We start from the raw sequence: 25898 nt of genomic DNA, 5'->3' as shown, positions 1-25898 counted from the left end.
CCAAGCCGCCGCCGGCCGGCCGCCGTCAGTCCGTCGCCGGGGCGGCCTCCCGTTCGCGCTGCTGCTCCCGTTCGCGCTCCGCGCGCTCGTGCCCGGCGCGGACGGCGGCGGTGTGCGGGTCGGTGCGGTCGTCGTAGGCGAGCAGCTTGGGCAGCGCGGCGGCCACCGCGAGGACGGCGGCGACGCAGATCAGGCCGCCGCTCCAGACCGCGGCGCGGACGCCGACCAGCCCGGCCATGGTGCCGGCCCGGACCTGGCCGAGCTGCGGGCCGACGGAGTAGCTGAGCAGTTCGACGCCGGCCATCCGGCCGCGCACCTCGTCCGGGATGGACTGGTTCCACATGGTCGAGCGGGCCAGCCCGCTGATCTCGTCGGCGCCGCCGGCCAGCGCCAGGCCGAGCAGCACCAGCCAGATGCTCCCGGACAGGCCGGCCAGCGCCATGGCCGCGCCCCAGCCCACGGCGGCGACCACCAGCAGCCGGCCGTGCCGGTGGATCCGGGACGTCCAGCCGCTGGTCGCCCCGACCAGCAGGGCACCGGCCGCGGAGGCCGCGTACATCGGGCCGAGCGCCCAGTCCGCGCCCAACTCGGAGGCCAGGAAGGGGAAGACGGCCACCGGGAAGGCGAACAGCATCGCGCAGAGGTCGATCGTGTAGGTGCCGAGCAGGTCCTTGCGGCTCCACGCGTACCGGACGCCGGTGAGCACCGCCCGCACCGACGGCCGCTCGGCGCCGGTGGCCGGCGGCACCGCCCGGATCCGGACGAGCAGCAGCAGCGAGGCGGCGAAGGTGAGCACGTCCAGCGCGTACGCCGTCCCCACCCCGGAGAACGCCACCACGACGCCGGCCAGCGCCGGACCGGCCACCGAAGCGGCGTTGCGGTACAGGGAGTTGAGCGCGAACGCGGCGGTCAGGTGCTGGTGCGGGACGATCCGCGGGGTGAGCGAGTCCAGGGCCGGGCGCTGCAACCCGTCGCAGGCCGCGACCAGCGCGGCGACCAGGTAGATCGGCCAGAGCAGCGGGGACGGCAGCAGCGCGTTGAGCAGCAGCAGGCCGGCGAGCAGACCCAGCCCGGCCTCGGCCCGCAGCACCAGCTTCCGGCGGTCCAGGGCGTCGGCGAGGGCGCCGCCCCACAGGCCGAAGACGATCAGCGGGACGAGTTCGAAGGCGCCGATCAGGCCGACCGCGAAGGAGGAGCCGGTCAGCTCCTTGATCTGCATCGGCACGGCGACGTAGGTCAGGTAGCTGCCGAAGCTGGTGACGCAGCCGGAGAGCCAGAGGAAGCGGAAGTCGCGGGAGGCGCGCCAGGGCGAGAGGTCGGGCGCGAGCGAGCGCACCAGCGTGCGCAGCCGTCCGGAGGTGCCGGGGGGATGCGGGGGTTCGTCGTCGTTCACGAACCAGCATCCTCGAACGCGGGCCGCCGGGTTCGCAAAGGGTTTTTCAGCCCGACACACGGCTGTCACGGTCGGCGTCCGGCCGTCGCGGTCGGACCGGGGCGGGCCGGGGCGGGTCGGGGCGGGTCGGGCCCGGGCTACCAGCGGCTGATCGCGGGCGGTGCGGTCAGCCGGCCGGCGAGTTCGGCGAGCCGGTCCAGCGCGGTGCGGCGGGCCGGGGGCCGCCCGGCGGCGGCGCTGACCAGGTGCTGGGCGAGGTCGAAGGGCTCCTCGTCGGCGGTGCCGACCGCGAGCCGCTCGTGCGCGAGCCCGCCGAGGTCACCCGGCTCGGCGGGGGCGGCGCCGTCCAGCGCGAGCACGGTCGCGCCGTGCCGGCGGGCGTCCCGCACCCGTTCCAGCAGCGGCGCGTCGGCCGCCTCCGGCGCCACCACCAGGACGGTGGCGCCGCGCCCGGCCGCGGTGAGCCGACCCAGGCCGTGCGCGAGGTGCGTCGGGGCGCCGGCCGGCGGAGCGTGCCGCAGCAGGGTGGGCGCCAGTCGGGGGACGGCCGACCAGGCGGCCTCGTCGGCCAGGTGCGCGGCCAGATGCCAGGGCTCGTACGCCTCGGTGCCGATCAGCAGCAGTTCGCCGGCCCCGCGCCGCGACAGCGAGCGCCGCAGCGATCCGGCGAAGCCGCCGACCGCCTCCAGCCAGCCGGTGCCCGCCAGGTGCTGCCGGAGTGCCGAAACTCTCACCGTGTCCATGCGGCCCAGAATGTCGCGTCCGGCCGGGGGTTTGACAGGATCGGCCCATGACTTCCCTCGATTCAGCGACAAACCCGGCCCACGAACTGCCGGACGTCTCACAGTTGGTGATCGGTGTCCTCGGCGGCACCGGCGACCAGGGGCGCGGCCTGGCCCTGCGGCTGGCCAAGGCCGGCCAGCAGGTGATCATCGGCTCGCGCGACGCGGCCCGGGCCGAGGCCTCCGCCGCCGAACTGGGCCTCGGCGTGCGCGGCGCCGACAACGCCACCGCCGCCCGGGAGAGCGACGTGGTGATCGTCGCGGTGCCCTGGGACGGCCACGCCGCGATCCTGACCGCGCTGCGCGAGGAACTGGCCGGCAAGATCGTGGTCGACTGCGTCAACCCGCTCGGCTTCGACAAGCAGGGCGCGTACGCGCTGAAGCCGGAGGAGGGCAGCGCCGCCCAGCAGGCCGCCGCGCTGCTGCCGGACTCCCGGGTCACCGCCGCCTTCCACCACCTCTCGGCGGTGCTGCTCCAGGACGAGTCGGTGGAGCAGATCGACACCGACGTCATGGTGCTCGGCGAGGAGCGGGCCGCCACCGACATCGTGCAGGCGCTGGCCGGCCGGATCCCCGGCATGCGGGGGATCTTCGCGGGCCGGTTGCGCAACGCGCACCAGGTGGAGTCGCTGGTGGCCAACCTGATCTCGGTCAACCGCCGCTACAAGGCCCACGCGGGCCTGCGGGTGACGGACGTCTGAGATCCGGTGGAGCCGTGTCGGCCTCACCCCTGGACCGGCTCCGGAGGTGAGGTCGGCGACAATGGGTGCGGCCGCAACCCGGCCGACCGCACCCGGCCCTAGGAGCCTCCCGCCATGCCCCGCACGTCCCTCTTCGCCCTGATCGTCGTCGTCCTCGCGCTGGCGGCCGCCGTGGTCTCGCTGACCCAGGGCTTCTGGCTGGGCCTGATCTGGCTCCCGATGGCCGGTGTGGCGAGCAACGTGCTCTGGATGAACCGCCGCCGCGCGAAGATCGCCGAGGCCACGGCCGCCGCGGCAGCCGAGCAGGGCTAGTGTCCTGAGCCCGGCCGAGCCGGCTAGTTGTTCCAGAAGCTGAACAGGTACCGGCCGAGCGTCGCGTAGTCCTGGTCCACGCCGAACAGGTTCATCAGGTCGTGGAGGACCCCGAAGAAGAACGAGTTCACCGAGGGCTGCCACAGCAGCGCGAACACGGCCAGCAGCCCGTACGGCGCGAACGGCTCGACCGCGCGCCGGGTCTTGTACGACAGCCAGGGCTCGACGATCCCGTAGCCGTCCAGCCCGGGCACCGGCAGCAGGTTCAGCAGGGCGGCGCTGAGCTGGAGCAGGCCGAGGAAGCCGAGCGCGGCCGCGAACGGCGAGACGTTCAGCTCGTAGCCGTTCCAGACCGCATGCACCGTCGGGTCGTCCAGCCAGCCGGCGCCGATCGGGATCAGCAGCAGGGCCGCGCACGCCAGGTTCACCAGCGGCCCGGCCGCCGAGATCAGGCTGTGCTTGAGCCGGCCCTGGATCCGGTCCCGCTCGATCCAGACCGAGCCACCGGGCAGGCCGATGCCGCCCATGATCACGAACACGATCGGCAGCACGAAGCTGAGCAGCACGTTGGTGTACTTCAGCGGGTTGAGCGTGAGGTAGCCCTTGGCGCCGACGGTGATGTCGCCGCCGTGCAGCGCGGTGCGGGCGTGCGCGTACTCGTGCAGGCACAGCGAGACCATCCAGCCCGCCACCACGAACAGGAACACCCCGAACGCGGCGTTCCCGTAGCCCGAGTACACCGCCCAGCCGGAGGTGGCGAGGACGGCGAGGAGCACCCAGAACACCGGGCTGATCCGGCGGTCCTCGCTGCGTGAGCGCTGCGTGGCGGCGAAGGTCATGGTGTGGGTGCTCCGGGTGTCCGAGGGAAAGCGGGCAGGGGATCGATCATGCCGGGCGGGCCGGTGACCGGACAAGCCGTCCCGGGTGAACGTCCGAAGGCCCCGTCCGGGTTCCGCCGCCGGTGAGGGGCCCCTGCACAATTGTGCGCCCCGATCGCCGCCCATCGACCAGAATGGACCGGTGTACTACGGCATCCTCGGGACCACGACGGCCCACCACGACGACGGCACCCCGGTGCCGCTAGGCGGCGCCCGGCTACGGGCACTGCTCACCGCGCTCGCCCTCCGGCAGGGCCGCCCGGTGCCCGCCGACCTGCTGGTGGACGAGGTGTGGGAGGCCGAGCCGCCCCAGGACTCCTCCGCCGCGCTCCAGACCCTGGTCGGCCGGCTGCGCCGGACCGTCGGCCGGGGCGAGATCGGCTCCGGCCCGGCCGGGTACTGGCTGACCGACCCGGCCACCGACCTCGCCGAGTTCCAGCGGCTCGGCGCCGAAGGCCGCCGTGCCCTCGACACCGGGGACCACGCGCTCGCCGCCGAGCGGCTGCGCGCCGCCCTGGCGCTGTGGCGCGGCCCCGCCCTGGCCGACCTGCCGGACCGCGGCGGCCCGGCCGCCCGGCTGGAGACCCAGCGCGAGGAGGCCCGCCGCCACCGGATCACCGCCGAGCTCGGGCTCGGCCGGGCCGCCGAACTGGTCGCCGAACTCACCGAGCTCTGCGAACGGCAGCCGCTGGACGAGCCGTTGCAGCAGCTGATGATCCGGGCGCTGCACGAGAGCGGCCGCACCGCCGAGGCGCTGCGCCACTACGAGCGGACCAGGCGCGCCCTCGCCGAGGAGCTCGGCGTCGACCCGGGGCGCCAACTCCAGTCCCTGTACGCCACGTTGCTGACCCCGGCCGAGGTCGAACCGGCACCCGCGGCGGCGGAGCCCGGGCCCGCGCCGGAGTCCATACCGGCCCCGCCGACCCCGCCGGCCGCCGGTCGGTCCGGGGTTGCGCCCCAACCCCCGCGGGTCGGCGGCAACCTGCGCGGCAGGCTGACCAGCTTCGTCGGTCGTGAGAGCGATCTCGCCGCCCTGCGCGGGACATTGACGGAGCGTCGGATGGTCACCCTGACCGGCCCCGGCGGCTCCGGCAAGACCAGGCTCTCGATCGAGGCCGGCCGCGCCGAGCAGTCCGCCGGGCACTGGCCGGACGGCGTCTGGGTGGCCGAACTCGCCCCGCTGGAGACCCCGGACGCGGTGCCCGCCGCCGTGGTCTCCGCGCTCGGCCTGCGCGAGATCGTGCTGCACAGCGGCGGCATGGTCGCCGAGGTGATCGAGAAGCGCGCCGAGGACCCGGTGCGCCGACTGGTCGAGCACTGCGGCCACCGCCGGATGCTGCTCGTCCTGGACAACTGCGAGCACCTGATCCAGGCCGCCGCCGACCTCGCCGACATCCTGCTCACCGAGTGCCCCGAGCTGACCGTGCTCGCCACCAGCCGGGAGCCGCTCGGCGTGCCCGGCGAGACCGTGCTGCCGGTCGAGCCGCTGCCCGACCCGGTGGCGCTGCGCCTGCTCACCGAGCGCGCCACCGCCGCCCGACCCGGCTTCGACCCGGACACCGACCCGGCGGCCTGCGCCGAGATCTGCCGCCGCCTGGACGGCCTTCCGCTGGCCATCGAACTCGCCGCCGCCCGGCTGCGGGTGATGACGGCGCGCCAGATCGCGGACCGCCTGGACGGCCGGTTCGCCCTGCTCACCGCGGGTAGCCGCACCCTGCTGCCGCGCCAGCAGACCCTGCGCGCGGTGGTCGACTGGAGCTGGGACCTGCTGGGCAAGCGCGAACGGGCGGTGCTGCGCCGGCTCTCGGTGTTCGCCGGCGGCTGGCAGCTGGAGGACGCCGAGGCGATCTGCGCGGACGGCGTCGAGGTGGTCGGCGGGGAGGTCGCCGACCTGTTGCTGTCGCTGGTCGACAAGTCCCTGCTGGTCGCCGACCTGGACGACGGCAGCCTGCCGCGCTACCGGATGCTGGAGACCATCCACGAGTACGCGACCGAGCGCCTCGCCGAGTCCGAGGAGGAGCGCGACGCGACCGGGGCCCGCCACCTGACGCACTTCCGCACCATCGCGGCCACCGCCTTCCTGAACATCCACGGCCCCCAGCAGCTGCACTGGCTGACGGTGCTGGAGCGCGAGCTGGACAACATCCGGGCCGCGCTGAGGCGCGCCATCGACCTCGGGGACGAGGAGCAGTCGCTGGCCCTCACCCTCGGCATGAGCTGGTACTGGTCGCTGCGCGGCTACAGCATGGAGGCCCGCGGCTGGTACGAGGCCGTCGCGGCGCTCGGGCCGGATCCGTTCGGCCCGAAGCCGCCCGTACCGCTGGAGCGGGACGTGCTCTCCTACGGCCTGCCGATGCCCGAAGGGGTCGTCGAGGAGGCCCGGCGACTGCTCGCGATGTACCGGCTGATGGGCATGTTCGAGGGGAACCTGGACGTGCTCGGCAACCCGGAGGCGATCGCCGTCGCGGAGCAACTGCTGGACGTCTACACCCCGGAGCTGCCGCAGGCCTACCGGTTCCCGGGCCTGATGCGGGTGTTCGGGGCGTTCCTGGCCGGCCGGCTGGAGATGATGAGGAGCCTGCTGGACGACGCCGTCCGCGGCTGCGAGGAGCACGGCGGGCCGAACGACCTCGCGTTCATCCTGCAGCTCCGGGCCAAGATGCTGAACGACTGGCCGGGCGGGGCCGACCAGGGAATCCTGGACGGCCAGCGCTCGCTGGAGCTGTTCGAGCAGGCCGGCAACCTCTGGGGAGTCTCCCAGGCCCTGTCCGCCCAGGGCGAGTCGCTGGCCAACCGGGGCGATCCGGAGGCGGCCGCCGTCGCGTACGAGCGGGCGATCGAGCTGGCCGAGGAGCTGGGGACGCCGCACGAGGTGCCGATGCTGCGGGTGAACCTCGGCTCCGCCCTGCTGGAGCAGGACATGGAGCACGGCGAGCGGATCATCCGGGAGACGCTGGAAGGGCTGGACCAGCACAGCGCGGACCACTCCTCCACCGGCGCGCTGCTGTTCGGCGGCCTCACGCTCTGCGGCGTCCACATGCTGCGCGGCGAGTACGGGCAGGCGCTGGCCGAGCTGGACCGGATGGAGGCGACCAGCGTCGGCAGCTTCGCCCCGGGGATCGTGACCGGGATGCTGATCACCACGCGGGGCTGGATCACCGCCCGGGCGGGCCGGCCGGACGAGGGGCTCGCGATGCTGCGCGAGGGGCGGACGCTGCTCCGCGAGACGTCGCGCACGAGCGGCTTCGGCGAGCAGATGACGGTCATGGTGGTTCCCGCGGTGGTGGGGGTGCTGCGTGCCTTCGCCGAGCGCGACGGCGACCTGGAGCGGGCCCGGCAGGCCACCGTGCTGCACGGCGCGCACCACGTGCTGAACGGCCCGAAGGGCGGCTACCTGGACCGCGTCGAGCGGGGCAGGGCGGCGGCGGACCTGCGGGCCCAGCTGGGCGACGCCGCGTTCGAGGCCGCCCACGCCGCCGGCGAGGGCCTGAACCCGGAACAGGTCCGGGAGCGGATGTACGAGTGGATCGGCTGACCGACGCCCGTCCCTGGTCGCCGGTCAGCCGTTCCGCCGGCCGGCCCCGTCCCCTGGTGCCGGCCGGTCGCCCCCCGGCCCTCCCCCGCGGAGGGCCGGCGGCCGTTCTCAGGTCCGCTTGCGGAAGCGGGCGACGGCGAGCGGCGCGAAGATCGCGGTGGTGGCCACCGACCAGATCAGCACGACCATCACCGGGTGGGCCAGCGGCCCCTGGCCGTTGAGCAGGGAGCGGGAGGCGTCGGCGAGCGCCGACAGCGGGTTGACCTTGGTGAAGGCCTGGAGCCAGCCCGGCATGGTGTCGGTCGGCGCGAAGATCGAGCTGCCGAACTGCATCGGCATCAGGACCAGCATGGCCACGCCCTGGACGGCCTGGGCGCTGCGCAGCGCCATGCCCAGCAGCATCGAGACCCAGACGATCGACATGCCGAACACCAGCGACAGGCCGACCGCGGCCACGACCTCCAGCGGACCGGTCTTCACCTCGAAGCCGATGCACATCGCGAAGCCGATCAGGATCACGAAGGAGAGCAGCGCCCGGCAGGTCTCGGCGGCGATCTTGGAGAGCAGGACGGAGGCCCGGCCGATCGGCAGGGTCCGGAAGCGGTCCATCACGCCGGTCTGGAAGTCGCTGTTCAGGCCGGTGCCGACGGCCATCGCGAGGGTGAGGCCGGTCTGCCCGAGCAGGCCGGGGATCATGTACTGCTTGTAGGAGTCCTGGTTGCCGGAGACGGCGCCGCCGAAGACGTAGACGAACAGCACCGTGAAGATGACCGGCATCAGCACGGCGTCGAACATCGACTCCGGGTCGGCCTTGATCCGCATCAGGTTGCGCCGGGTCAGTGCGCCGACGTGGCGGAAGGTGCCGGACAGGCCGATCCGGGAGTCCTCCACCCGGGAGGGGGCGATGGTGGCGGTGGTCATGCGACGGGCTCCTTGACGAGGCTGGGGGTGGCGTCCGCGGTGTCGGCGGGCTTGCCGGTGATGGCGAGGAAGACCTCGTCGAGGCTGGGCACCTTGGTGTCGATGCCGGCTATCGCGAAGCCGCGGCCGCCGAGCACCCCGATGACGGTGGTCAGCTGCTCGTCGTCGGTGATCGGCACCGCGAGCAGTCCGGTGTCGGTGGAGACGGTGGCGCTGGTGATGCCGCGGTCGCGCAGGCACCTGGCCATCTCGGGCAGCTCGGCCGGGTGGACGGCGCGGATCTGGAGGGTCTGGCCGCCGACCTTGGCCTTGAGCTCGGCCACGCCGCCGTTGGCGATCACCCGGCCGCGGTCGATGACGGTCAGCTCGTCGGCGAGCTGCTCCGCCTCCTCCATGTACTGGGTGGTGAGCAACACGGTGCTGCCCTCGGCGACCATCCGCTGGACCTCGTCCCAGACCTCGTTGCGGGTGCGCGGGTCGAGGCCGGTGGTGGGTTCGTCCAGGTAGAGCACCTTGGGGCGGCCGATCATGCTGGCGGCCAGGTCGAGGCGGCGGCGCATGCCGCCGGAGTAGGTCTTGGCGGTCCGCTTGGCGGCCTCGGTGAGCGAGAAGCGCTCCAGCAGTTCGGTGGCCCGGGCCTTGGCCTCGCGGCTGGGGAGGTCGAGCAGCCGGCCGATCAGGTACAGGTTCTCGTACCCGGAGAGGAGTTCGTCGACGGAGGCGTACTGCCCGGTGAGGCCGATGGTGCGGCGCAGCTGCTTGGGCTGGCGCAGGACGTCGTAGCCGCCGACGAACGCGGTGCCGGCGTCGGGCTTGATCAGGGTGGAGAGGACCCGGACCAGGGTGGTCTTGCCGGCGCCGTTGGGGCCGAGCACGCCGAGTACGGTGCCCTCGCGGACGGTGAGGTCGACCCCGTCGAGGGCCTTGGTGGTGCCGTAGTGCTTGACGATGCCGCGGACTTCGACGGCGTTGCCCGCGGCGGTCCCCCGGTCGTTCGGGGCGGTGGCGATTCGTGTCATGCCCCCAGGCTGTCCGGCCCGGCTGTCAGCCCCCTGTCGGCCGGCGCCGCTCGCTGTCAGGCCGCTGTCACCCGGCTGTCACCGGCGTACGGGGATGCGGCATCCAAATTATTTCAACACCAAAAGAAAAGATTTTTAATCGGTGGCGCCTCCTCGGACGAGGAGGCGCCACCGAAAGAAAAAATTCTGAACGAACAGGGAGGGACCGGGCTCGGAATGAAGGGGGACTTGGCAACTGTCTGCCGATATCACCACTATTCGTCAGTCTGACGCGAATTAGTCGGAGGGGCCTGCCCGCGGCGCCGACCTCTGAGATGCTGAGGGTCCATCGAGGGAGGCTTCAGCAATGCAGTGGAAGATCCACGGGGAACGTCCGATCTACGAGAACCCATGGGTGAACCTGTGGTTGGCCGACATCGAGCAGCCCGACGGCCACCGCTGGGAACACCACGTGGTCAAGCTGCGGCACCTCGCTGTGGCGGCTGTCGTGAACGACCGGAAGCAGGTCCTCATGATGTGGCGGCACCGCTTCATCACCAATACCTGGGCCTGGGAACTCCCGATGGGGCTCATCGAGCCGGACGAGAGCCCGGCAGAGGCGGCAGCCCGCGAGACACTGGAGGAGACCGGCTGGAAGGTCGCTGGGGTCGAGCCGCTGATCTACGCCCAGCCGGCCAACGGGATCACGGACTCGGAGCACTTCGTCTTCCGGGCCGACGCTGTCGAGTACGTGGGCCCGCCGACCGAGCGCAACGAGTCCGACCGAGTCGAGTGGATTCCCCTGTCCGAGCTTCGCGGCATGATCGACCGCCGCGAGATCGTCAGCAGCGGCACGCTCGTGGGAGTGCTGTACCTGCTGCTTGACGAGGCCGGTCACTGATCACTCGGCCATGCCGGTGATCCGGTCGGACAGTTCCGCGGCCGAGGCGCTGCTGCGGTAGGGCCTCAGGAGTCGGCAGAACTCATGGAGATGGGCGACCACCCTGGGGGACTCGATGGCTGCGGTCAGGGCGAGGGCCTCCCCAGCGGTGGCGCATGCCAATTCGACCTCTCGCCGCTGGAGTTGGGTCCGTGCGAGCCAGAAGGTATGGAACGCGCGGCCTCTGAGGTTCGCCATCGGCTCCGCCTTCAATCCTTCGGCGATGAGCGGCTCGGCAGCCCCGGCTTCATTCAGCCGGCCGAGGACGATGCCGGTATCCACGGTGAGCTTGGTGTGGTCGAAATACCGAACCCAGGCGGGGTCGCCGTCACCATCGGCGATGCACCCGAAGTGGCGATGCGCCTCGGTGATCGCGCGATGGGCTGCCTCCCGATCGTGCGCACTCGCGTGACCGAAGGCTTCCCGCACCGACAGCATCGCCAGGAGTCTCGGTGTACCTCCGGCAGAGCGTGCGTTGTCCTGCGCGGCCCGGGCGAGCGTGATCGCGTCCTGAGGCTTGTCCTGGTAGGTCGCCTGGAGGCTGAGGCACGCAAGTACGTTGGCGATGAACGTGCGGTCGTCGATCTCCCGCGCGAACCGAAGTGATTCGGTGAAGTAGCCCTGCGCCGCGCTGTACTGCCGCGCGTCGAAGTACGTCCAGCCGGCAAGGCGGGCGAGCTCGGCCGCGATGCCGTGGAGACTGCGCCGGTAGTTCGGGTCGACAGCGTCCCGTATGACGCCCATGACGTACCTCAGTTGACCGATCACCGCAGGTCGGAGCGCCTCACTGCCGTGCTGATCGTCGCGCCGCCAGTAGTCCTCGATGGACACCTGAAGGGAGCGGAGGACATTCGGTGTGGCCCTGGATCCGGCTGCGATGGCCAGGATGTCATCCAAGGTGTTCTCTGTTGGCGCGTCCCTGGCCGGTCTCGAGGTATACGCAGGGTCAACCATCACTGGTGACCCTGCGCGGGGGTGTGGACCTTCCCAGCTACGATCCGCAAGCCCGAGCATGCGGCCGGGAATCCGTAAGCCATCCGCGATGCGCTCGATGACGACCATGTTGGTGATCTTCGGGCGCCCCTTCATCACCTCCCCCACCCTGCTGGGCGTCAGCTCACAGGCCCGTGCGATGCGTGAAGGGTGGAACCCCCCTTTGCGCTTGGCGAGTTGGAAGATTCTTGCGAAGTCTCGATCCGCGCAGGCCGCCCTCATCTCGGGGTCCGCGAGCAGGCGACGCGGAAGCCCGGGCGGCCCCATTGGCTCACTCACGACCGGCCCCCTGCAGCAAAGGATCATCGCTCAGCGTCACTTGAGATAACTGACCGCAAGTTTACCCATCGTGGGTACACACGCTGGCCTTACCTCGAAGCCGCCGCCTCGGGATTCTGGTGCTCCTCCGGATACATGCCCGGAGGAGTACCCGACTGAGACGGCCCCGCCAATGAACCGCACCGACGCTGCCACGATCCCGAAGCCGCACTCCTGGGATGTCGAGCCGAACCCGGCGACCATCCGGCCGGCACGTCGACTGATCCGGCACCTCGCCGCTTCCTGGCGGGTTCCGTTGACGGACGACGCTTTGTGGGATGCGGAGTTGTGCGCGGGCGAGCTGCTGGCCAATGCCATCGAGTACGGACAGGAGTGCTGCCGCATCACGGTGCTGTGGACTGGCGCCCGCCTGCGGGTCGAGATCGCTGACCGGAGTCCGCAGCCGCCGGTCAGGAGCAAGGCCGACGACATGGCCACCAACGGCCGTGGCCTCCTGCTGGTGGAGGCACTGGCTCACTCCTGGGGCTGGCACCCGGTGGAGAAGGGAAAGGTGGTGTGGTTCGAAGCGGCCCCCGACCGAGCCGTGACGGGGGTCGATCCGGCCAGTGGTCGTGGGGCGACCGTCTCCTCTCCCTCGTCTCGATACGAGATTCGCCCGATCGACTCCTGCAGCCCGCACTTCCTGTTGCTGGAGTGCTGGGGGATCTACGACCGCGAGCGGCACGAGTACCTGCGCGCGTTGGGCGATCCGCACCGGATCAGGCGCTTCTACACCCTTGCGTCCGCTGAGGCGTACCTGCGCTACCCCGGCGCCTGACCGCCTGGATCCGCCCAGGCACTTCGGCCCGCCGTCGGCGGCGCCTTCCGAATTGCTCAGTGAAGGAGGGAACATGCACAACCTCATCGCCAGTCCGTTCTTGGGCGAGTACCTGTTGGTGCGGCCGGGCAGCCGTGGCGGCCTTCGGCTCCCGCACTCCTACTACGAGGACCTGCGTGCCCATGACCCGGCCGAGGCGGCTCCCTCCTGGCTCGTGGACGCCGTGGGCACCCAGTGGGCCGACCTGGAGGTCACCGGCCGGCCGGTGGGCGAGTTCCTGTTCGTCCGCGAGCCCTCCCCGTGGGGTTACTCCAGGGCGTCGTGGGAGATCAACCTCGGCTGCAACTACACGTGCAAGCACTGCTACCTGGGACTCAAGGTCAACTCCGGCATGCCGTTGGCCGACAAGCTGGCGTGTCTGCGGATCATGGCCGAAGCCGGCGTGCTGTGGCTCCAGATCACCGGTGGGGAGCCCACCGTGGACAAGGACTTCCTCGTGTCCTATCGGACCGCCTTCGAGCTGGGCATGATGATCACGGTCTCGACGAACGCCTCGCTACTGTGGCGCGAGAACCTGCTTGGCCTCCTCCGGGACTGCCCGCCCTACCGGGTCACGGTGTCGATGTACGGCGCCACGAAAGCCAGCTACGACGAGCTCACGCAACGGCCGGGCGCCTGGGACCTGTTCGTCCAGGGGATGAACGCCGCGCGCCACGCCCGGCTCCCGCTACGGATGAGCGTTGTCGTCACCGACGACAACGCGCACGAGGAGCAGGCGATGATCGACCTTTGCCGGTCGTGGGGGTTGGAGTACAACGTCTTCACCAACATGACGCCGACGATCTACGGCGGTGCCGAGTCCCTGACCGCGCAGTCCAAAGAGCACCTGCGCATGCGCAAGCCGTTCGCCGGGTGCAACGCGGGCCACAGCTTCTTCCACACCGATCCCCACGGTCTGGTGTCCATCTGCAAGATCGGCCGTGACGACCAGATCAGTCTGCCCGCTGAGGGGATCGACGGCCTTGCCCGGCTCGGTGTCATCGCCGACCGCCTCATGCTTCGCACCGGTGGCTGCTCCGGCTGCCAGCTCTTCGGGTCGTGCACGGTGTGCCGACCCTTGGCCAAGCACTACCAGGAGGCGAAGGCACCACTCGGTTCCTACTGCCAACACGGCATCAAGAAAGCAGGATGAACATGACCGCAGTTGCCATCGAGATCTCCCCGAGGCGTCCGCTGCCGGGGGACGGCCCGACCCAGCGCCTGCCGTACCTGACGCGGCCCCTGGGCGTCTCCGTCCCGCCCGTCACCGAGATCACCACCGTCGCCGACCTGGACGACACCATGGAGTCGATCAAGTGCTCGTGCTCCGCAGGTGACGACAACCCGCACTGATCGCGATCGGTCGGTGATGCTCAGGCCCTGACGCGGTTCGCGTCAGGGCCTGAGCCCGGCGTGGCAGCCGAGTAGCGTGGGCGCATGGGATTCCGCTGGGACTGGCTGCAACCCCGCATCTCCGTGCCGTACGTGCCGGCACTCGGCCCCGTTCACCCCGACGTGATGGGCCCGGAACTTCTGAACGACGTGTTCGCCGTCGCCGGCACCGGCCGGTTCCTGTCCCACGACAAGGACCGGCGCTGGTCGGACCGCAAGGGCGAACGGGTCCTGGTGGACGACATCGTCCAGGACCGCGAGCACACCCTGATCCCGACGATCACCGACCGCGGGATCCTGCGGCTCCACCTCTACGGTGCCTCGGAGTGCCTGCCCGGAGCCCGCGAGAACGCCGCCGGACTCGCCACCCTGCGCGGAGTCGCAAAAGCCCGCGTCGTGTGGTTCCAGGAGGCCCCGGAGCCTCTGGCCGCATCCACCCGCGTCCAGCTCAGGACCTTCGACAGCCGCGTTCCCGCTGTCGACGGAGTCGAGGCCCTGTCCGGAACAGCCGCGGACGTGGCGAAGACCTTCGAGGCCTTCGCCGAGAAGCTGGCCGGCGAGGGGTTCGCCTTCCTGCACTCCAGGCTCGAAACCGTCGGCCCCGTTCTGATCGAGGTGCGGGACGGGCGGGTGGCCGGTGCCATCGGCCCCATGGAGACGATGGCTGACCCGATCGGGCGAGTCCGCCTCCTGCCCCAGTACTTCGGAGTCCTGCCGGAGTACCGCGGACTCGGCCTGGGGCGGCAACTGTGGCGGGCCGCCATGCACTGGGGCCGGGCGCACGGCGCCGACTACCAGCTGCTGCAGACCGCCGTCGGCGGCGCGTCCGATCACCTCTGCCAGAGCGAAGGACTCGCCGACCTGGGGGTCGTCTGCGTCTCCGACATCTGAGCGGATCGAGCTCTGACGAGGCCGGGATTCGTCCTGTCTCCCCGCGGCCGACGAAGGAACCGCGGGGCCCTGCCCTTTTCGACCGGCAACGTCGCCGCTTCGGCGATGCCGAAGCGGCGACGGGCGACGGTGCGGGTAGGCCGTCAGTGGAAGCTGTGCTCCGCGGCCGGGAAGGCGCCGCCGCGGACGTCCTCGGCGAAGGCGCGGGCGGCGTCGCCGAGGACGGTCCGCAGGTCGGCGTACTGCTTGACGAACTTGGGCACCCGGCCCGCCGTCATGCCGGCCATGTCGGTCCAGACCAGGACCTGGGCGTCGGTGTCGGGCCCGCCGCCGATGCCGACGGTCGGGATGGTCAGCTGCTCGGTGACCTGGGCGGCCAGCTCGGCCGGCACGGCCTCCAGCACGACCGCGAAGGCGCCCGACTGCTGGACGGCCTTGGCGTCGCGCAGCAGCTGGTGCGCCGCCTCGTCGCCGCGGCCCTGGACGGGGTAGCCGCCGAAGGCGTGCACGGACTGCGGGGTGAGGCCGATGTGCGCCATCACCGGGACCCCGGCCTCGACCAGCAGCTCGATCGAGCGGGCGCTGCGCTCCCCGCCCTCCAGCTTGACCGCGCCGACCCCGGCCTCCTTCATCAGCCGGGCCGCGTTGCGCATGGCCTGTGCGGGGGACTCCTGGTAGGAGCCGAACGGCAGGTCGGCGACGATCATCGCGCGCTTGGTGCCGCGGACGACGGCGGCGGAGAGCATCACCATCTGATCCATGGTCACCGGAACGGTGGTCTCGTAGCCGAGGTGGCAGTTGCCGGCGGAGTCGCCGACCAGCAGGACGGGGATGCCGGCCTCGTCGAACACCCCGGCGGTGAGGGCGTCGTAGGCGGTGAGCATCGACCACTTCTCGCCGCGCTGCTTGGCGCTGGCGAGGTCGCGGACGGTGATGCGGCGGTTGGTGACCCCGCCGTAGAGGGTGGCGGTCGCCGCCTGGTTCTGGGCAGGCGAAGGCGAAGAAGCGTTCATCGAACGGACTCCTGAAGGGTTGTCGTCTCGTGGCGCCGTACGGCGTCCCCGGATCACCTCCATGCTTGCACGCCCCGGCGTGGGCGCAAAGGGGCGTGCAGGCGCGCGGGTGCGATCTGCGGCACACCGGTGGCCGCCGGCCGGTCGGGCTTTGCCGCGTTTTTACGAAACGGATTCGTCTCGTATCGTAATGGCCGCTACTCTGGTGCCGGGGGGTTACGAGACGACCATGGCTCGGAATTGCCCGCCAGTGTCACACCACCACGGACGGGAAGACCAATGACCACCGCAGCCGCGCCACCCCGCGTGCCGGAAGCCATCCACCGCCGACGCTGGGCGATCCTCTGCACCCTGGTGCTCGCCCTGCTCGTCGTCGTCCTCGACAACTCGATCCTCAACGTCGCGATGAAGACCATCGCGACCCCCGCGCCGGTCGGCCTCGGCGCCAGCCAGAGCGACCTGGAGTGGTCGATCAACTCCTACACCCTGGTGTTCGCCGGGCTGCTCTTCACCTCCGGCCTGCTCGGCGACCGCTTCGGCCGCAAGCGCGCGCTGCTCGGCGGCATGGTGGTCTTCGGCATCGCCTCGCTGCTCTCCGCGCTGGCCGCCTCGCCCGGTGAACTCGTGGGCTACCGCGCCCTGATGGGCGTCGGCGCCGCGCTCGCGATGCCCGCCACGCTGGCCATCATCATGAACGTGTTCGAGCGCTCCGAGCAGCCCAAGGCGATCGGCATCTGGGCCGGCGCGGTCGGCCTGGCCATCGCCATCGGCCCGATCACCGGCGGCCTGCTGATCGAGCACTTCTGGTGGGGCTCGGTCTTCCTGGTCAACGTCCCGATCGTGATCATCGCGGTGATCGCGATGATCGTCCTGGTGCCCGAGTCCAAGGACCCGAACCCCGGCAAGCTCGACCCGATAGGCGTGCTGCTGTCGATCATCGGCCTGGTCGCGCTGATCTACGGCATCATCAAGGGCGGCGAGCTGGCCGACTTCACCGCCGCCGAGGCCTGGGTGCCGACGCTGGTCGGCGTGCTGGCGCTGGCCGCCTTCGTCTGGTTCGAGGGCCGCACCCGCTTCCCCGCGCTGGACGTCACCTGGTTCCGCAACAAGGTGTTCAGCGCCTCCGTCGTGGTCGTCGGCGTGGTCTTCTTCGCGCTGATGGGCGTCTCCTTCTTCGGCGTCTTCTACATCCAGAGCGTGCGCGGCTACAGCGCGCTCCAGGCCGGCCTGCTGATGCTGCCGCTGGCCGTCGCCCAGCTGCTGTTCGCGCCGCGGGCCCGGCTGGTGGTCGACCGCTTCGGCGTCGCCGCCACCGCCGCCGTCGGCATGCTGCTGATCGCCGTCGGCTTCGTCGGCTACACCCTGCTGGGCGTCGACACGCCGATCTGGGTGCTGGTCGTGCTCGGCCTGCTGATGGGCACCGGCATGGCGCACGTCATGCCGCCGGTCACCGTCGCGATCATGGCCTCGCTGCCCCGCGAGAAGGCCGGCGCGGGCTCGGCCGTCAACAACACCTTCCGCCAGGTCGGCGGCTCGCTCGGCGTCGCCGTGCTCGGCGCGGTGCTCTCCACCGTCTACCGCGACGGCATGACCGACACGCTCAACCAACTGCCCGACGACCTGCGCGGCAAGGCCGGCGAGTCGCTGGAGGCCACCCTGGCCATCGCCGAGCGGATGGGCCCCAAGGGCGCCGCGCTGATCGGCCCGGCCGACGACGCCTTCGTCAGCGCCATGCACGTGGTGGCCTCGCTCTCCGCGGGCATCACGGTGGTCGGCGCGCTGATCGCCTGGTTCCTGCTGCCGCGCCGGTCGGCGGCCCCCGGCGGCCCGGCCGGGAAGGCCGCAGAGCAGCCCGACCAGAGCCGCAAGGCCGTGGCCGCGGACGCCTGACCCGCGATCGCGCTGAGCGACAATGGCCCTGTCACCCGGGTGAACCCCCGGGCGGCAGGGCCGAGGTCCAGGACGACGGGCGCCGCCCGGCCCGGTCCACGGACCACCATCGGAAACGGAACGGCGCCCGTGCGCCACGCGGACAGCGAGGGAGTACAGCGGGGATGAAGACGGACACCCCGGCCGCCGGGGCCGGACAGCCCTGCGCCGCCGTACGCCGCGGCCGCCCGCGCAGCGAGGCCGCCGAGCAGGCCATCTTCGCCGCCGTCGAGGACCTGATGGCCGGCGGCACCGCGCTGTCCGAGCTCACCATCGAGGGCATCGCCGCCGCGGCCGGCGTCGGCAAGGCCACCATCTACCGGCGCTGGCCCAACAAGGAGGCCCTGCTGGTCGACGTGGTCAGCCGGCTGGAAGTCGCGATGCCCGTGCCGACCGACGGCACCGCCCGGGACCACCTGATCGAGATGGTCGACTACATGCGCCGGCGCGGCCTCGCCAAGCGCTCCCGCTGGGTGCTCAAGGCCGCCCTCGGCCAGATGCAGAGCCTGCCCGACCTGCACAGCGCGTACCGCGACCGGGTGATCAAGCCGCGCCGGGAGGCGGGACTCACCCTGATCCGCCGAGCCATGGACGAGGGCGTGCTGCGGACCGACCTCGACGTCGAACTCCTCGGCGACATGCTGATGGGCCCGATCCTGTACCGCAGCATCCTCTGGGACGACTCCGACCTGGAGGACCCGGACCTGGCCCGCCGGATGGTCGACTCGCTGCTCGAAGGCCTGGCGCCGCACGCGGCCTCCGGCTCCCGCGGCTGAACGCGCTCCCGCGCCCCGGACCCCGGACCCCGCGCCCCGGTTCCGTACCCGCACCGACCTGCGTGCGACCTGCGCCGACCCGCGTCCGGCGTGGCCTGGCTCACCAAACCGGGCCACGCCGGAACCCGCTCCGACGGCCCCGCGTCTGTCCCGGCATAGGCTGAGCCGGGTATCCGATCAAACCGGCACCAGTCCGGCACCCGCCCGTACCGCACGGGCCGGACACCGGACCGGCGACGGCACGAACAACGGGAGCCACGGATGACGCAGGCGGACAGGACCGACCGGAGCACGGCCGGGCCCTGGGGCGAGGTGGGCGCCCCGGCCCCCGCGGGCCGTCCCGGAGGATTCCTGGGCCTGCGGTACTGGGGCCGGGACGGCCGCGGTGCCACCACCTGGCGGCGCGGCCTGGTCATCGCGGTGCTGGCCGTGCTCGCCGCCCTGCTGATGGCCCTCCACGCCGACGTCCCCAACAGCGCCGGCAACCTCGGCAGCCTGCTGGAGACCTTCCTGCCCTGGATCGGCCTGGCCGTCCCGGTGCTGCTGGTCCCCGCGCTGCTGCGCCGCTCCGCCACCGCGCTGATCGCGCTGCTGCTGCCCGTCGCGATCTGGCTCAACCTGTTCGGCGGCCTGCTCAGCGACAAGAGCGGCGGCACCGGCGACTGGACGGTGGTCAGCCACAACGTCGCCGCCGCCAACCCCGACGTGCCGGGTACCGTCCGCGGCCTGGTGGCCTCCGGCGCCCAGATCGTCGCTCTCCAGGAACTGGCCGGCAAGCCGCTGCGCGAGTACGAGAGCGGGCTCGCCGAGGCGTACCCGTACCACGAGGTGGAGGGGACGGTCGGCCTCTGGTCGAAGTACCCGATCAGCGGGGTCTCGCCGGTGGACCTCAAGATGGGCTGGACCAGGGCGTTCCGGGCCCAGGTCGCCACCCCGCAGGGCCCGGTCGCGGTGTACGTCGCGCACCTGCCGTCGGTGCGGCTGAAGGCCGAGGGCGGCTTCACCGTCGACCAGCGGGACGTCAGCGCGCAGGCGCTCGGCGACGCGATCCAGGCCGAGCCGGTGAAGAAGGTCCTGCTGCTCGGCGACCTCAACGGCACCATGAACGACCGCAGCCTGGCGCCGGTCACCTCGCAGATGCGCTCGGCCCAGGGCGCCGCCGGGGACGGCTTCGGCTTCAGCTGGCCGTCGTCCTTCCCGATGGCCCGGATCGACCAGATCATGAGCAAGGGCGGCCTCGCGCCGGTCGACTCCCGCACCCTGCCCCGGGACGGCAGCGACCACCTCGCGGTGGCCGCCACCTACCGGTTCAACTAGGGCGTGTTTCATAATTCCCGCCGGGCGCGCGACGCCGGGCATCCCGGCTGGACGCACCGGCGAAGCACCCAAGTACGGCCCAGTACGAGGGTGCTCCGCCGGCACGCCCAGCCGGGCGCCCAACGCCGCGCGCTGATCCGACGCGAATTATGAAACACGCCCTGGGCCCTGTCCTGATCAGCCCCGCCGCCAGCGGTTGGTGATCGGCAGGCGGCGGTCCCGGCCGAAGTTCTTGACCGAGATCTTGGGGCCCGGCGGGTACTGCCGCCGCTTGTACTCGGCGGTGTCGACCAGCCGGACCACCCGGTCCACCACGGCCGGGTCGAAGCCGGCCGCGACGATCGCGTCCCGCCCCTCGTCGCCCTCGATGTAGCGGGCCAGCACGCTGTCCAGCAGGTCGTAGTCGGGCAGCGAGTCGCTGTCCTTCTGGTCCGGCCGCAGCTCGGCGGACGGCGGCTTGGAGATGGTGTTCTCCGGGATCGGCGGCACCTCGCCGCGCCGCTCGGCCTCCTCGTTGCGCCAGTGGGCCAGCCGGAAGACCAGCGACTTGTAGACGTCCTTGATCGGCCCGAACGCGCCCACCGAGTCGCCGTACAGGGTCGAGTAGCCGACGGCCAGCTCGCTCTTGTTGCCGGGCGCGAGCACGATGTGCCCCTCCTGGTTGGAGATCGCCATCAGCAGGGTGCCGCGCAGCCGGGACTGCAGGTTCTCCTCGGCCAGGCCGGTCAGCTCGGTCGCGCCCAGGTAGGCGTCGAACATCGGGGCGATGGAGACGGTCCGGTAGTGCAGGCCGGTCCGGCGGGCCAGCTCGGCCGCGTCGTCCCGGGAGTGCTGCGAGGAGTAGCGGCTGGGCATCGAGACGCAGTACACGTTCTCGGCGCCGATCGCGTCCACCGCGATGGCGGCCACCAGCGCCGAGTCGATGCCGCCGGAGAGACCGATCAGCACCGACCGGAAGCCGTTCTTGGTGACGTACGCCCGGGTGCCGGAGACCAGTGCGGCCCAGATCTCCGCCTCGTCGGACAGCCGCGGCGCCACCTCGGGGGCCGGGGTGTCCGCGGGCGCGGTCCGCGGTTCGCCGCCCAGCTCGGTGCGGACGAGGTGCAGCCCGTCGCTCAGCAGCAGCCCGTCGGTGTGGTCGCCGCCGGCGGCCGGCAGGTCGAGGTCCAGCACCAGCAGGTGCTCCTCGAACTGCGGGGAGCGGGCCAGCACCTCGCCGTCCGCGCCGACCACGATCGAGTCGCCGTCGAAGACCAGCTCGTCCTGGCCGCCGACCATGTTGACGTAGGCCAGCGGGCAGCCCGCCTCGGCGGCCCGGCGCCGGACCAGCTCCAGCCGCTGGTCGTCCTTGTTCCGCTCGTACGGCGAGCCGTTGACCACCAGCAGCAGCCCGGCCCCGGCCTCGCGGGCCGCGGTGACCCGGCCGCCGTCCTGCCAGATGTCCTCGCAGATGGCCAGCGCGACGTCCACTCCGTGCAGCCGCAGCACCGGCAACTGCTCGCCCGGGACGAACCAGCGGTACTCGTCGAACACGCCGTAGTTGGGCAGGTGGTGCTTGGCGAAGCGGGTCACCACCTCGCCCCGGTGCAGCACGGCGGCGCAGTTCTGCGGGGAGCCGGCCGGGCGGCCGAACCTCGGCGAGGCGTGCTCGGAGCGCCCGAGGTAGCCGACCACCACCGGCACCTCGCCCAGCCCGTCGGCGGCCAGCCGCCCGGCCAGCTCGACCAGCGCGCCCCGGGACGCCTCGACGAAGGAGCTGCGCAGGGCGAGGTCCTCGACGGGGTAGCCGGTCAGGGCCATCTCGGGGAAGGCGACCAGCTGGGCGCCGGCCTCCACGGCCTGCCTGGTCCAGCGCACCACCTCATCGCTGTTGCGGGCGATGTCACCGACCCAGGGGTCGATCTGGCTCAGGGCGAGACGGAGATTGGGCATGCCCCCGAGTATAATCGTCAATCTGACGCGATGTGCTGCCCGGGGGGTCGGGCCGGGGTCCGGACTGCCGTCCCGCGCGGTGATCGGCCATGATGGGGGCAGTCGCGTCCGGGGGTCTTCCGGGCGTAACACGAGCGTAAAGAGCAGAGGTGAGACTGTCCCCATGGGCAAGCAGCAGCAGTTCGTGCTTCGGACGCTTGAGGAGCGTGACATCCGGTTCGTCCGGCTGTGGTTCACCGACGTGCTCGGGTTCCTGAAGTCGGTCGCGGTGGCTCCGGCCGAACTGGAGCAGGCCTTCGAGGAGGGCATCGGCTTCGACGGCTCGGCGATCGAGGGCTTCGCCCGGGTCTACGAGTCCGACATGATCGCCAAGCCGGACCCGACCACCTTCCAGATCCTGCCCTGGCGCTCGGAGACCCCCGGTACCGCCCGGATGTTCTGCGACATCCTGATGCCCGACGGCTCGCCGTCCTACGCCGACCCCCGGTTCGTGCTCAAGCGCACCCTGGAGAAGGCCTCCGCCCAGGGCTTCACCTTCTACACCCACCCCGAGATCGAGTTCTTCCTGCTGAAGAACCTGCCCGGCGACGGCACCCCGCCGATCCCCGCCGACCAGTCCGGCTACTTCGACCACACCCCGCGCGGGGTCGGCCACGACTTCCGCCGACAGGCCATCACCATGCTGGAGTCGATGGGCATCTCGGTGGAGTTCTCCCACCACGAGGGCGCCCCCGGCCAGCAGGAGATCGACCTGCGCTACGCCGACGCGCTGTCCACCGCCGACAACATCATGACCTTCCGTCTGGTCATGAAGGAGGTCGCGCTGGAGCAGGGCGTGCACGCCAGCTTCATGCCCAAGCCGTTCTCCGACCACCCCGGCTCGGGCATGCACACCCACCTGTCGCTGTTCGAGGGCGACCGCAACGCCTTCCACGAGACCGGCGCCGAGTACCAGCTCTCCAAGGTCGGCCGCTCCTTCATCGCCGGCCTGCTCAAGCACGCCGCCGAGACCGCCGCCGTCACCAACCAGTGGGTGAACTCCTACAAGCGGATCTGGGGCGGCTCCCAGCGCACCGCCGGCGCCGGCGGCGAGGCCCCGTCCTACATCTGCTGGGGCCACAACAACCGCTCGGCGCTGATCCGGGTGCCGATGTACAAGCCCGGCAAGCAGGGCTCCACCCGGATCGAGGTCCGCTCCCTGGACACCGGCTGCAACCCGTACCTCGCGTACGCCGTCACCCTCGCGGCCGGCCTCAAGGGCATCGAGGAGGGCTACGAGCTCCCGCCGGGCGCCGACGACGACGTCTGGGCGCTGACCGACTCCGAGCGCCGCGCCCTCGGCATCCAGCCGATGCCGCAGAACCTCGGCGAGGCGATCGACCTGATGCAGCGCAGCGAGCTCGTCGCCGAGACCCTCGGCGAGCACGTCTTCGACTTCTTTCTCAGGAACAAGCGCCAGGAGTGGGAGGAGTACCGCTCCGAGGTGACGCCGTTCGAGCTGCGCAAGAACCTCCAGGTGCTGTGAGCGCCTGAGGCTCCCAAACACCTCCGGGCCCGCTGTCGTTCGATCGGATGACAGCGGGCCGTCCGCTGGGGTGGATGGTTTCCCCAATGGCGGTATGTGAAGATCCTGTGACGGACGGTTGTGGTCCGATGGGCGTGCTCGTCCGTTCCGTCCCGAGAGGATCCCATGCCCTCCTCCGCTGTCAGTCGCGCCGCCGCGGCCCGCCTGCTCGCCCGCCGGACCGCCGTCGCGGGCGCCGCCCTCGCCGCCGTCGCGAGCCAGCTGCTGGCCACCCCGATCGCCGACGCCCGTGGCTCCGGCTCCGGTTCGTCGAACCCGCGCCCGCGCGCCGAGACCATCGCCGAGAACCCGCTGCCGTTCACCACCCGCTTCCAGGGCGACTTCCACGGCTCCGTCACCAGGATCAGCAACTCGCTGATGACCTGTGACGAGACCAAGGCGCCGCTCGACCCGGAGCAGCCGCCCTGCGAGGACGCCCGCAAGGGCCTCGGCAGCATGCCGATCAACAACAAGTACGAGATGAAGTACGTCAACATCGACCCGGGCTCCATCGGTCCGCTCGGTGACCCGATCTACTCCGCGAGCTCCGCCGACCTCGGCCTGATCGACGGCTCCAAGGTCAAGTACGCCCGGCTGTACTGGGGCGGCACCCGCGGCATCGGCGAGACCGTGCTGCCGGAGAACCAGATCGACGAGGTGTACCTCAAGGTCCCGGGCGAGAAGCAGTACCGGGACATCGCCAACGACCAGCCGTCCATCGGCTACATCACCACCGACGTGGAGAGCAGCTACCAGGCCTCCGCCGACATCACCGACCTGGTCAGGAACGCCGGCAACGGCACCTACACCGTCGCCGACATGGACTCGGTGGTGAAGCCGCACAGCTGGGGCGGCTGGACGATCGTCGTCGCGTACGAGAACGACTGCAAGCCGATGCGGCACATCCACCTGTGGGACGGCTTCCAGGTCGAGCTGCCGGACAGCCCGACGCGGCAGATCAAGCTCACGGGGCTGCAGACGCCGCAGAGCGGTCAACTCCACGGCAAGCTCGGCTGGGTGGTCTACGACGGCGACCTCAAGTGGACCGGCGACACCCTGTCGGTCAAGTCCACCAACGGGCCCGAGACGCTGTTCTCCGACATCAACCACCCGCCGAACGACGCCTTCAACTCCACCATCGAGGAGCTGACCCCGGAGGACCAGTTCACCCGCAACCCGTACAACCGCAACAACTTCGGCTACGACTCCAACCGCTGGGACATCTCGCCGTACCTGCGCAACGGGGACACCGACCTCACCGCCACCTTCAACACCCAGAAGGACGGCTACGACATCGGCGTCTTCTACGCCTACGTCAACCTGGACGGCTCCACCGACGCCTGACCGGCCGCCGCCCGGCGCCGCTGCCGCCCCACCCGCACCGCGCGGGCCGGCAGCGGCGCCGCCGCGTTCCCGCCGGGCCGGCGCGGTGAGCCGCGCAGCAGCCGCTCGCACGGCCGCTCCACCCAGCGGTACAGGCCCGCCGCCACCGCCAGCGACCCACCGGCCAGCAGCAGCCAGACCGCGAGCGCCGCCGCCCCGGGCGCCGGGCGGCCCAGCTCGGCGAGCCAGCAGCGGATGCCGATCTCGTGCACCAGGTACCAGGCGTAGGACCATTCGCCGAGCCGCACCGCCGCCCGCCCGGCCAGTCCCCGCCCGCCTGCCGGCCGGGGTGCCGCACCGGCCGCGTCCCGCTGGGCCGCCGCCACCAGCAGCGCCGCGAACAGCCCCGCCGGCACCAGCTGGGAGGCGCTGTACGGGCCCCACCACAGCGCGTCCGGGACGGCCGCGTGCCAGGGCGCCAGCAGCAGGTGCCAGCCCGCCACCGCCGCGGCCGCCGCGCCGAGCCGCACCCGGGGGAGCAGCCCCTGCCGCACCGCCAGCCCGACCGCCACCCCGAGCACGAACTGCGGGGTACGGGTCAGCGGCAGGTAGTCCAGCAGCCAGCCGCGCACCGTCGGATCGGCCGGCAGCAGCGGGCCCGCCGCCCACAGCGCCGGGCCGAGCGCCGCGCACACCGCCGCCACCGGCAGCCAGGCGCGGCGGCGCGGCGCCAGCAACCGCAGCAGCAGCGGGAACAGCAGGTAGAACCAGGCCTCGGCGCCCAGCGACCAGGACGCCGGATTGCCGCCGTACACCGTCGCCCGCGCCCACGGATGCACCAGCAGCAGCGACCAGAGCGTGGCCGCCACCGGCAGCGCCGTGCCGATCGCGGCGTCCGCGCCCAGCGACAGCACGGTGCTCAGCACGTGCAGCGGCCAGATCCGGGCGAACCGGCGGCGGGCGAACGCCCCGGCGGGAACGGGCGAGCCGCCGTACGTCCAGGCCAGGACGAAACCGGACAGGACGAAGAAGAACGTCACCCCCGAGCGCCCGTACCAGGCGAGCGGGTCGAGCACCGGCAGCCCGCCGACCTTGCGGGACAGGTGGTAGAGCACCACCAGCAGGGCGGCCCAGAAGCGCAGCCCGGTGAGCGAGGGCAGGCGGCTGGGCATC

22 protein-coding genes are annotated in these 25898 nt (G+C 71.7%); 13 read left to right on the top strand and 9 right to left on the bottom strand.

Annotated elements, in window-relative coordinates:
* Window positions 1–25 precede the first annotated feature (25 nt).
* Complete coding sequence (locus tag ACIQVZ_RS00555) at window positions 26–1393, bottom strand: MFS transporter (RefSeq protein ID WP_402445916.1); 1368 nt, start codon at window positions 1391–1393, stop codon at window positions 26–28.
* 137 nt (window positions 1394–1530) lie between these two features.
* The gene (locus ACIQVZ_RS00550; protein ID WP_402445913.1) at window positions 1531–2136 is read right to left on the bottom strand and encodes a hypothetical protein; all 606 of its coding nucleotides are present in this window, start codon (window positions 2134–2136) and stop codon (window positions 1531–1533) included.
* A gap of 47 nt (window positions 2137–2183) precedes the next feature.
* Here ACIQVZ_RS00550 and npdG point away from each other — a divergent pair, with 47 nt between their 5' ends.
* A complete protein-coding gene (gene npdG, locus ACIQVZ_RS00545; RefSeq protein ID WP_350885074.1) occupies window positions 2184–2876 on the top strand; it encodes an NADPH-dependent F420 reductase in 693 nt (230 codons plus the stop codon).
* A gap of 114 nt (window positions 2877–2990) precedes the next feature.
* On the top strand, window positions 2991–3188 hold the full coding sequence (locus ACIQVZ_RS00540; protein ID WP_063347357.1) for a hypothetical protein: 198 nt from the start codon (window positions 2991–2993) through the stop codon (window positions 3186–3188).
* 23 nt (window positions 3189–3211) lie between these two features.
* Here the strand turns inward: ACIQVZ_RS00540 and ACIQVZ_RS00535 are convergent, their stop codons facing one another.
* The gene (locus ACIQVZ_RS00535; RefSeq protein WP_350885076.1) at window positions 3212–4027 is read right to left on the bottom strand and encodes a site-2 protease family protein; all 816 of its coding nucleotides are present in this window, start codon (window positions 4025–4027) and stop codon (window positions 3212–3214) included.
* Between the two features lie 181 nt (window positions 4028–4208).
* Here ACIQVZ_RS00535 and ACIQVZ_RS00530 point away from each other — a divergent pair, with 181 nt between their 5' ends.
* Window positions 4209–7601: an AfsR/SARP family transcriptional regulator gene (locus tag ACIQVZ_RS00530; protein WP_402445909.1), complete on the top strand. Its 3393-nt coding sequence runs from the start codon at window positions 4209–4211 to the stop codon at window positions 7599–7601.
* A 108-nt stretch (window positions 7602–7709) separates the two neighbouring features.
* Here ACIQVZ_RS00530 and ACIQVZ_RS00525 read toward each other — a convergent pair whose 3' ends face one another.
* Both ACIQVZ_RS00525 and ACIQVZ_RS00520 read right to left on the bottom strand, forming a co-directional pair.
* Entirely contained in the window at window positions 7710–8522 is an 813-nt protein-coding gene (locus ACIQVZ_RS00525) for an ABC transporter permease (protein ID WP_350885080.1), read from the bottom strand.
* Complete coding sequence (locus ACIQVZ_RS00520; RefSeq protein WP_350885082.1) at window positions 8519–9541, bottom strand: ATP-binding cassette domain-containing protein; 1023 nt, start codon at window positions 9539–9541, stop codon at window positions 8519–8521. Before ACIQVZ_RS00520 ends, ACIQVZ_RS00525 begins: the two co-directional genes overlap by 4 nt.
* A 346-nt stretch (window positions 9542–9887) precedes the next feature.
* Here ACIQVZ_RS00520 and ACIQVZ_RS00515 point away from each other — a divergent pair, with 346 nt between their 5' ends.
* Window positions 9888–10421, top strand: coding sequence for an NUDIX hydrolase (locus tag ACIQVZ_RS00515; RefSeq protein ID WP_350885084.1), 534 nt, complete (start codon window positions 9888–9890; stop codon window positions 10419–10421).
* Here the strand turns inward: ACIQVZ_RS00515 and ACIQVZ_RS00510 are convergent, their stop codons facing one another.
* Window positions 10422–11357 (bottom strand): hypothetical protein, encoded by a 936-nt coding sequence (locus ACIQVZ_RS00510; protein WP_402445904.1) that lies wholly within the window; start codon window positions 11355–11357, stop codon window positions 10422–10424. It lies immediately after the preceding gene.
* Window positions 11358–11904: 547 nt separating this feature from the next.
* Between ACIQVZ_RS00510 and ACIQVZ_RS00505 the strand changes: the two genes are divergently transcribed.
* The 4 genes from ACIQVZ_RS00505 to ACIQVZ_RS00490 all read left to right on the top strand — a co-directional run bounded on the left by ACIQVZ_RS00505 (window position 11905) and on the right by ACIQVZ_RS00490 (window position 14871).
* Complete coding sequence (locus ACIQVZ_RS00505) at window positions 11905–12549, top strand: ATP-binding protein (RefSeq protein ID WP_363622319.1); 645 nt, start codon at window positions 11905–11907, stop codon at window positions 12547–12549.
* A 73-nt stretch (window positions 12550–12622) separates the two neighbouring features.
* Window positions 12623–13741 carry a radical SAM protein gene (locus tag ACIQVZ_RS00500; protein ID WP_402445901.1) on the top strand — a complete coding sequence of 373 codons (1119 nt, stop codon included), beginning with the start codon at window positions 12623–12625 and terminating at the stop codon, window positions 13739–13741.
* Between the two features lie 2 nt (window positions 13742–13743).
* A complete protein-coding gene (locus tag ACIQVZ_RS00495; RefSeq protein WP_363622315.1) occupies window positions 13744–13941 on the top strand; it encodes a hypothetical protein in 198 nt (65 codons plus the stop codon).
* Between the two features lie 84 nt (window positions 13942–14025).
* Window positions 14026–14871, top strand: coding sequence for a GNAT family N-acetyltransferase (locus tag ACIQVZ_RS00490; protein ID WP_363622313.1), 846 nt, complete (start codon window positions 14026–14028; stop codon window positions 14869–14871).
* A gap of 143 nt (window positions 14872–15014) precedes the next feature.
* On the opposite strand, the gene panB is transcribed toward ACIQVZ_RS00490, so the two are convergent.
* The gene (gene panB / locus ACIQVZ_RS00485; protein WP_350885090.1) at window positions 15015–15884 is read right to left on the bottom strand and encodes a 3-methyl-2-oxobutanoate hydroxymethyltransferase; all 870 of its coding nucleotides are present in this window, start codon (window positions 15882–15884) and stop codon (window positions 15015–15017) included.
* 279 nt (window positions 15885–16163) lie between these two features.
* Between panB and ACIQVZ_RS00480 the strand changes: the two genes are divergently transcribed.
* From ACIQVZ_RS00480 to ACIQVZ_RS00470, 3 genes are all read left to right on the top strand, one after another.
* Window positions 16164–17774 carry an MFS transporter gene (locus tag ACIQVZ_RS00480; RefSeq protein ID WP_402445897.1) on the top strand — a complete coding sequence of 537 codons (1611 nt, stop codon included), beginning with the start codon at window positions 16164–16166 and terminating at the stop codon, window positions 17772–17774.
* 164 nt (window positions 17775–17938) lie between these two features.
* The gene (locus tag ACIQVZ_RS00475) at window positions 17939–18589 is read left to right on the top strand and encodes a TetR/AcrR family transcriptional regulator (protein ID WP_402445894.1); all 651 of its coding nucleotides are present in this window, start codon (window positions 17939–17941) and stop codon (window positions 18587–18589) included.
* Window positions 18590–19036: 447 nt separating this feature from the next.
* Window positions 19037–19906, top strand: a complete 870-nt coding sequence (locus ACIQVZ_RS00470) for an endonuclease/exonuclease/phosphatase family protein (protein ID WP_402446379.1) — start codon at window positions 19037–19039, stop codon at window positions 19904–19906.
* Window positions 19907–20083: 177 nt separating this feature from the next.
* Here the strand turns inward: ACIQVZ_RS00470 and ACIQVZ_RS00465 are convergent, their stop codons facing one another.
* Window positions 20084–21838 (bottom strand): NAD+ synthase, encoded by a 1755-nt coding sequence (locus tag ACIQVZ_RS00465; RefSeq protein WP_402445891.1) that lies wholly within the window; start codon window positions 21836–21838, stop codon window positions 20084–20086.
* Window positions 21839–22001: 163 nt separating this feature from the next.
* Between ACIQVZ_RS00465 and glnA the strand changes: the two genes are divergently transcribed.
* Complete coding sequence (gene glnA / locus ACIQVZ_RS00460; protein ID WP_063347345.1) at window positions 22002–23363, top strand: type I glutamate--ammonia ligase; 1362 nt, start codon at window positions 22002–22004, stop codon at window positions 23361–23363.
* 165 nt (window positions 23364–23528) lie between these two features.
* Entirely contained in the window at window positions 23529–24746 is a 1218-nt protein-coding gene (locus tag ACIQVZ_RS00455; protein WP_402445887.1) for a hypothetical protein, read from the top strand.
* Here ACIQVZ_RS00455 and ACIQVZ_RS00450 read toward each other — a convergent pair.
* Complete coding sequence (locus ACIQVZ_RS00450; RefSeq protein WP_402445885.1) at window positions 24713–25897, bottom strand: acyltransferase family protein; 1185 nt, start codon at window positions 25895–25897, stop codon at window positions 24713–24715. The two genes, ACIQVZ_RS00455 and ACIQVZ_RS00450, sit on opposite strands and share 34 nt — an antisense overlap.
* Window position 25898: the final 1 nt, after the last annotated feature.

The sequence above is a fragment of the Kitasatospora sp. NPDC098663 genome, assembly GCF_044760075.1.
In the GTDB taxonomy this organism is placed as follows: domain Bacteria; phylum Actinomycetota; class Actinomycetes; order Streptomycetales; family Streptomycetaceae; genus Kitasatospora.
Note: the sequence above shows the minus strand (reverse complement) of the source record. Positions and strands in the feature narration are given on the sequence as shown.

Excerpts from the sequence above, each read along its gene's own strand:
- ACIQVZ_RS00495 (WP_363622315.1), top strand. The coding sequence starts at position 13,744 with ATGACCGCAGTTGCCATCGAGATCTCCCCGAGGCGTCCGCTGCCGGGG.
- panB (WP_350885090.1), bottom strand. The coding sequence starts at position 15,884 with ATGAACGCTTCTTCGCCTTCGCCTGCCCAGAACCAGGCGGCGACCGCC.
- ACIQVZ_RS00520 (WP_350885082.1), bottom strand. The coding sequence starts at position 9,541 with ATGACACGAATCGCCACCGCCCCGAACGACCGGGGGACCGCCGCGGGC.
- ACIQVZ_RS00475 (WP_402445894.1), top strand. The coding sequence starts at position 17,939 with ATGAAGACGGACACCCCGGCCGCCGGGGCCGGACAGCCCTGCGCCGCC.
- ACIQVZ_RS00515 (WP_350885084.1), top strand. The coding sequence starts at position 9,888 with ATGCAGTGGAAGATCCACGGGGAACGTCCGATCTACGAGAACCCATGG.
- ACIQVZ_RS00550 (WP_402445913.1), bottom strand. The coding sequence starts at position 2,136 with ATGGACACGGTGAGAGTTTCGGCACTCCGGCAGCACCTGGCGGGCACC.
- ACIQVZ_RS00540 (WP_063347357.1), top strand. The coding sequence starts at position 2,991 with ATGCCCCGCACGTCCCTCTTCGCCCTGATCGTCGTCGTCCTCGCGCTG.
- ACIQVZ_RS00465 (WP_402445891.1), bottom strand. The coding sequence starts at position 21,838 with ATGCCCAATCTCCGTCTCGCCCTGAGCCAGATCGACCCCTGGGTCGGT.
- ACIQVZ_RS00535 (WP_350885076.1), bottom strand. The coding sequence starts at position 4,027 with ATGACCTTCGCCGCCACGCAGCGCTCACGCAGCGAGGACCGCCGGATC.
- ACIQVZ_RS00455 (WP_402445887.1), top strand. The coding sequence starts at position 23,529 with ATGCCCTCCTCCGCTGTCAGTCGCGCCGCCGCGGCCCGCCTGCTCGCC.
- ACIQVZ_RS00525 (WP_350885080.1), bottom strand. The coding sequence starts at position 8,522 with ATGACCACCGCCACCATCGCCCCCTCCCGGGTGGAGGACTCCCGGATC.
- ACIQVZ_RS00450 (WP_402445885.1), bottom strand. The coding sequence starts at position 25,897 with ATGCCCAGCCGCCTGCCCTCGCTCACCGGGCTGCGCTTCTGGGCCGCC.
- npdG (WP_350885074.1), top strand. The coding sequence starts at position 2,184 with ATGACTTCCCTCGATTCAGCGACAAACCCGGCCCACGAACTGCCGGAC.
- ACIQVZ_RS00505 (WP_363622319.1), top strand. The coding sequence starts at position 11,905 with ATGAACCGCACCGACGCTGCCACGATCCCGAAGCCGCACTCCTGGGAT.
- ACIQVZ_RS00480 (WP_402445897.1), top strand. The coding sequence starts at position 16,164 with ATGACCACCGCAGCCGCGCCACCCCGCGTGCCGGAAGCCATCCACCGC.
- glnA (WP_063347345.1), top strand. The coding sequence starts at position 22,002 with ATGGGCAAGCAGCAGCAGTTCGTGCTTCGGACGCTTGAGGAGCGTGAC.
- ACIQVZ_RS00500 (WP_402445901.1), top strand. The coding sequence starts at position 12,623 with ATGCACAACCTCATCGCCAGTCCGTTCTTGGGCGAGTACCTGTTGGTG.
- ACIQVZ_RS00470 (WP_402446379.1), top strand. The coding sequence starts at position 19,037 with ATGGCCCTCCACGCCGACGTCCCCAACAGCGCCGGCAACCTCGGCAGC.
- ACIQVZ_RS00490 (WP_363622313.1), top strand. The coding sequence starts at position 14,026 with ATGGGATTCCGCTGGGACTGGCTGCAACCCCGCATCTCCGTGCCGTAC.